General features: G+C 69.5%; 4 protein-coding genes and 1 tRNA gene. 1 reads left to right on the top strand and 4 read right to left on the bottom strand.

Annotation, left to right across the window (positions count from 1 at the left end; all coding sequences use genetic code 11):
- Nucleotides 1-302: 302 nt before the first annotated feature.
- Nucleotides 303-1,019 (top strand): response regulator transcription factor, encoded by a 717-nt coding sequence (locus tag Manayef4_RS13220; RefSeq protein WP_070131790.1) that lies wholly within the window; start codon nucleotides 303-305, stop codon nucleotides 1,017-1,019.
- A 77-nt stretch (nucleotides 1,020-1,096) separates the two neighbouring features.
- Here Manayef4_RS13220 and Manayef4_RS13215 read toward each other — a convergent pair.
- From Manayef4_RS13215 to Manayef4_RS13195, 4 genes are all read right to left on the bottom strand, one after another.
- A tRNA-His gene (locus Manayef4_RS13215) sits at nucleotides 1,097-1,172 on the bottom strand.
- Between the two features lie 191 nt (nucleotides 1,173-1,363).
- Nucleotides 1,364-2,080 carry an oligoribonuclease gene (gene orn / locus Manayef4_RS13210; protein ID WP_349257443.1) on the bottom strand — a complete coding sequence of 239 codons (717 nt, stop codon included), beginning with the start codon at nucleotides 2,078-2,080 and terminating at the stop codon, nucleotides 1,364-1,366.
- A gap of 85 nt (nucleotides 2,081-2,165) precedes the next feature.
- Nucleotides 2,166-2,660: a hypothetical protein gene (locus Manayef4_RS13205; protein WP_070131788.1), complete on the bottom strand. Its 495-nt coding sequence runs from the start codon at nucleotides 2,658-2,660 to the stop codon at nucleotides 2,166-2,168.
- 624 nt (nucleotides 2,661-3,284) lie between these two features.
- Nucleotides 3,285-4,121: S16 family serine protease (locus Manayef4_RS13195; RefSeq protein WP_277870110.1), on the bottom strand; the 837-nt coding region annotated here is incomplete at its 5' end.

Below are 4,121 nucleotides of genomic sequence, written 5' to 3'. Positions count from 1 at the left end.
TGGTGCTGTTGGTGCTGTTGGTGCTGGCTTGCCGCTCTGGTCGCCGGGGTCGTTGCCAGGAGGAAACCGGGCGCGACTCGCCACGCGAACATGGTCCTATGCGGGTGGGTGGCAGCGTCCACCGCGTACTATTTCCGGCATGTCGGATGCGTTTATCGGGCAAGATGGTGGCACCACTTCGGCGCCGTCACGACCTCGGGTGTGTACTTCATCACGTAGAGTGGGATGGTGTCCGAACCGCCTTTCGTTCGCGTCCGGGTTGCCGCCGCTCGGACCATTCGATCCTGATTCCCGGATGTGTGATGACGGCCAGTGTCGTGCCGCCGTCGGCCGCTGAAGCCGACTCCGTCGAGGGCTCCGCGCTGATCCGGGTCCTCGTAGTAGATGATCATGAGTTGTTCCTTCAGGGCCTGCAGACGGTCCTGGAGATCGAGGAGGACATCAGCGTCGTCGGCCGGGCCGGTAACGGTCAAGAGGCTCTGACCTTGGCCTCCGGGACATCGCCGGACATCGTCCTGATGGATGTCCGGATGCCGGGCCGGGACGGGATCGCCGCGGCGGGTGCCATCAAACGTGCTGTTCCGCGCACGCGTATCGTGATGCTCACGGTCTCGGACGAGGAGTCTGACCTGTTCGAGGCGATCAAGGCGGGTGCGGTCGGGTACCTGCTGAAGTCGATTCCGCCGCACGAGGTGGCCGACGCGGYGCGGGCTGTCCACAATGGGCAGAGCCTGATCAGTCCTTCGATGGCATCGAAGTTGATGGTCGAGTTCGCCACGATGGCCCGGGGTACCGAGGACCGTCCTCGGKCGCACGCCCCGCACCTGACCGCGCGAGAACTCGAGGTACTGAAGCTGGTCGCTGAGGGGCGCGCGAACCGCGAGATTGCCCGCAAGCTGTTCATCAGTGAGAACACGGTCAAGAACCACGTTCGTAACATCCTGGACAAACTGCAGCTGCACTCGCGGATGGAGGCCGTGATGTACGCGGTTCGTCAGGGGCTGTTCGACATCGAGTGAGCCCGGCGGGGCCGCACGGTTGCCACGGTGGGCCTCTGTCCGCCAACCCGCGGGGCCTGGTCGGCGGGATATTGYTCTGGGGTGGGTGACGGGACTTGAACCCGCGGCCACCGGGACCACAACCCGGTGCTCTACCAGCTGAGCTACACCCACCAGAACCTGGCTGCCATGCCGAAGGAGGAGACCCGGCCGGACCGGAGATCCTCCGACCGGTGCGAATCCGGGATATTCCGAATCCGGGACGTTCCACCCACGCCGCCTGACCAAGCGAAGCTATCGTACCGGTCCGCGCCACTGGATGGGCAAGGGGGTTACCCCGGTCATGCCCGCCGCGCTCTGCGAGATCACTGCCCGTTCAGGCGGGCGGTGGAAGGTCTCCCGTCCAGCCGCGCGGGTGAACCGGCCGGGTCGTCCGGTTGCGGGTGCTCGGAGCCTCCGGCGGTCAGGGAGGCCAGCGACGCATCGGCCTGGTCGCGGATCTCGGCGGCGATCGCGCGGGCCTGCTCGGTGCCCGGCCCCGGCTGGGGAACGAACACGGCCCGTCGGTAGTAGCGCAGCTCCTCGATGCTCTCCTGGATGTCCGCCAGGGCCCGGTGGCCGCCGCGTTTGACCGGAGCCGCGTAGTAGGCCCGCACGTACCAGCGGCGGGCGAGCTCCTTGATCGACGAAACGTCGATCATGCGGTAGTGCAGGTGAGCGTCCAGCGACGGCAGATAGCGTGCGAGGAAGGTGCGGTCCGTGGCGATCGAGTTGCCGCACAACGGGGCCTTGCGCACCTCGGGAATCCGGGTGCGGACGTAGTCGAGGAGCTGGCGCTCCGCGTCGTCGAGGGACAAGGTGGACGCCCGGACGGCGGCGGTCAGGCCCGAGGCCTCGTGCATCTCGCGGACGACCGGCTMCATGGTCTGCAGCGCCTCCTCCGGCGCCGAGATGACCAGGTCGATGCCCTCGTCGAGGATGTTGAGCTCACTGTCCGTGACCAAGCAGGCCACTTCCAGGAGTAGATCCGACGCGGCGTCCAGGCCGGTCATCTCGCAGTCGATCCACACCAGTCGATCCATCCCGCTGACACTATGGTCTGCGGTCGCCGTCGTCACGTGCACCCTCGGGTTCTCGTCGTATGGCTGAGTGCCCGCTCCGTCGAGATCATCCTATAGTCCCTGCTCCGTTACTGACGGTGAAGCTGATGGAGATCTGAGTGTTCCCGGCTCCGACCAGGATCGCGGTCAGGGTGTACAGCCCGTCCGGGACCTCGGAGGTCYGCCATCCGCCGGGATGCGGCGTGAACAGGTACGGCGGGCCTGGGAGATCCCGCCGGTACGGCCCGGTCGGTCCGTTCAGCACGTACGTCAGGGGGCCGGCGTAGCCCGTCGTTTCCACCCGGATGATGCGGAAGCCGGAGATGGTCTCGCCCTGGTGGATGCCGGCGAAGGTGAACGGTGCGACGGACATCGTCGACGACGGCGTGGGCATGGCGCCCGGGCCGGACCGGGATGGACGACCGTCGGGTGCGGGGGATGCCGCCGGGGTCGGACCGGACCGGGGTTCCTGGCTGTGATAGCCGAACACCAGGATCGGSATCAGGACCAGGGCAGCGAAGAACAGCGCAAGACCGACCCAACCCCGCCTGAGGGCATCCACGCTGACTGCGTCCCTCCGCCATGCCGCCCATGGGTTCGGGTCACTTTAATGGGCGGGAAGGTGATCGACTCCCGCGGCCTGGGACCGACCGGGATCGAAGCGCGCAGTCGGGCCGGGGGAGGGAGGAAGTGGGCCGACGGCGGGTTGACGGGCACGCCGCCCGCCGCGGCGTCGGATCGGTATGGGTTGTCCGGATCGGCATGGGTTGTCCGGATCGGCGCGGGAGGCGCAGCCGCTTGTCGATGCGGCTGCCGAGGGCAGAACGATCTAGCGGGTGCGCCTGCGCCGGCCGGGTGGCCGGTTCGGCGGATGGGCGGGCCCGCGATTGTCCCGCGGTCGCTGGCGCACCCCTTGCCGACTGAGCCCCAGGATGCGCTGCTGTGCGATGCGCTCCTGCCGAAGACAGCGACCACGATCCACGCCCCGACCGTAGCCGCCATCTGCGTCTTCCGCGTCCCTCGTCACATGGTGTTTACCTTGTCCCCGGCGTGTCGCTGGCTCTCGCTCACCCTCCTCCCCGGCCCCTGGGCCGCCCCTGGTCGGCCTTCGGACGGCCGGTGACCCTCAGGGCCGGCGGGTGACCCTCAGGGCCGGCGGGTGACCCTCAGGGCCGGCGGGTGACCCTCAGGCGGCCAGCGGGGTGGAGGAGCGCCCGCCGTGGCCCGGCCGGTCGGCGCGCCCGGTGGCGAAGGCGGGCTCCAGGGCCAGGTCCAGCACCTCCCGGACGTCGGTCACCAGGTGGACGGTGAGCGCGTCGCGCACCGGCGCCGGGACGTCGTCCAGGTCCGGGCCGTTACGCGCCGGCAGCAGCACCGTGGTGATGCCGGCGCGGTGCGCGGCGAGCAGCTTCTGCTTCACCCCGCCGATCGGCAGCACGCGCCCGGTCAGCGACACCTCGCCGGTCATCGCCACATCCGCCCGGACCGGCCGACCGGACAGCAGCGACGCCAGGGCCGTCGTCATCGTTACCCCGGCGCTCGGCCCGTCCTTCGGCACCGCACCCGCGGGGATGTGCACGTGGACACCGCGGTCGGCCAGATCGCCGACGGGAAGTTCCAGCTCCACCCCGCGCGAGCGCAGGTAGGACAGCGCGATCTGCGCCGACTCCTTCATCACGTCGCCGAGCTGCCCGGTCAGGGTGATCCCGGCCCCGCCGGTCTCCGGGTCGGCCAGCGACGCCTCGACGAACAGGACGTCACCGCCGGCGCCGGTCACCGCCAGGCCCGTCGCCACTCCCGGGAGGGCGGTGCGCTCCGCCGACTCCGGGGTGTGCCGCGGCCGGCCGATGTAGCCGGGCAGGTTCCCGGCATCGATCGTCACCGGCAGGGTGGCCTCGCCGAGCGCCACCCGGGCGACGATCTTGACGGGGTAGAGAAAAGTTGCGATGACCCCAGATGTGGCAGGGGACCCCAGCGAGGCCCGCATGCTCGGGGCTTCGCCGGGGTCCCAAGGGCCAGCCGA

The organism is Frankia sp. CgMI4 (assembly GCF_001756285.1).
GTDB classification, from domain to species: Bacteria; Actinomycetota; Actinomycetes; order Frankiales; family Frankiaceae; genus Frankia; species Frankia casuarinae.
The sequence above is the reverse complement of the archived record's forward strand: the minus strand, read 5'-3'. Positions and strand labels throughout refer to the sequence as shown.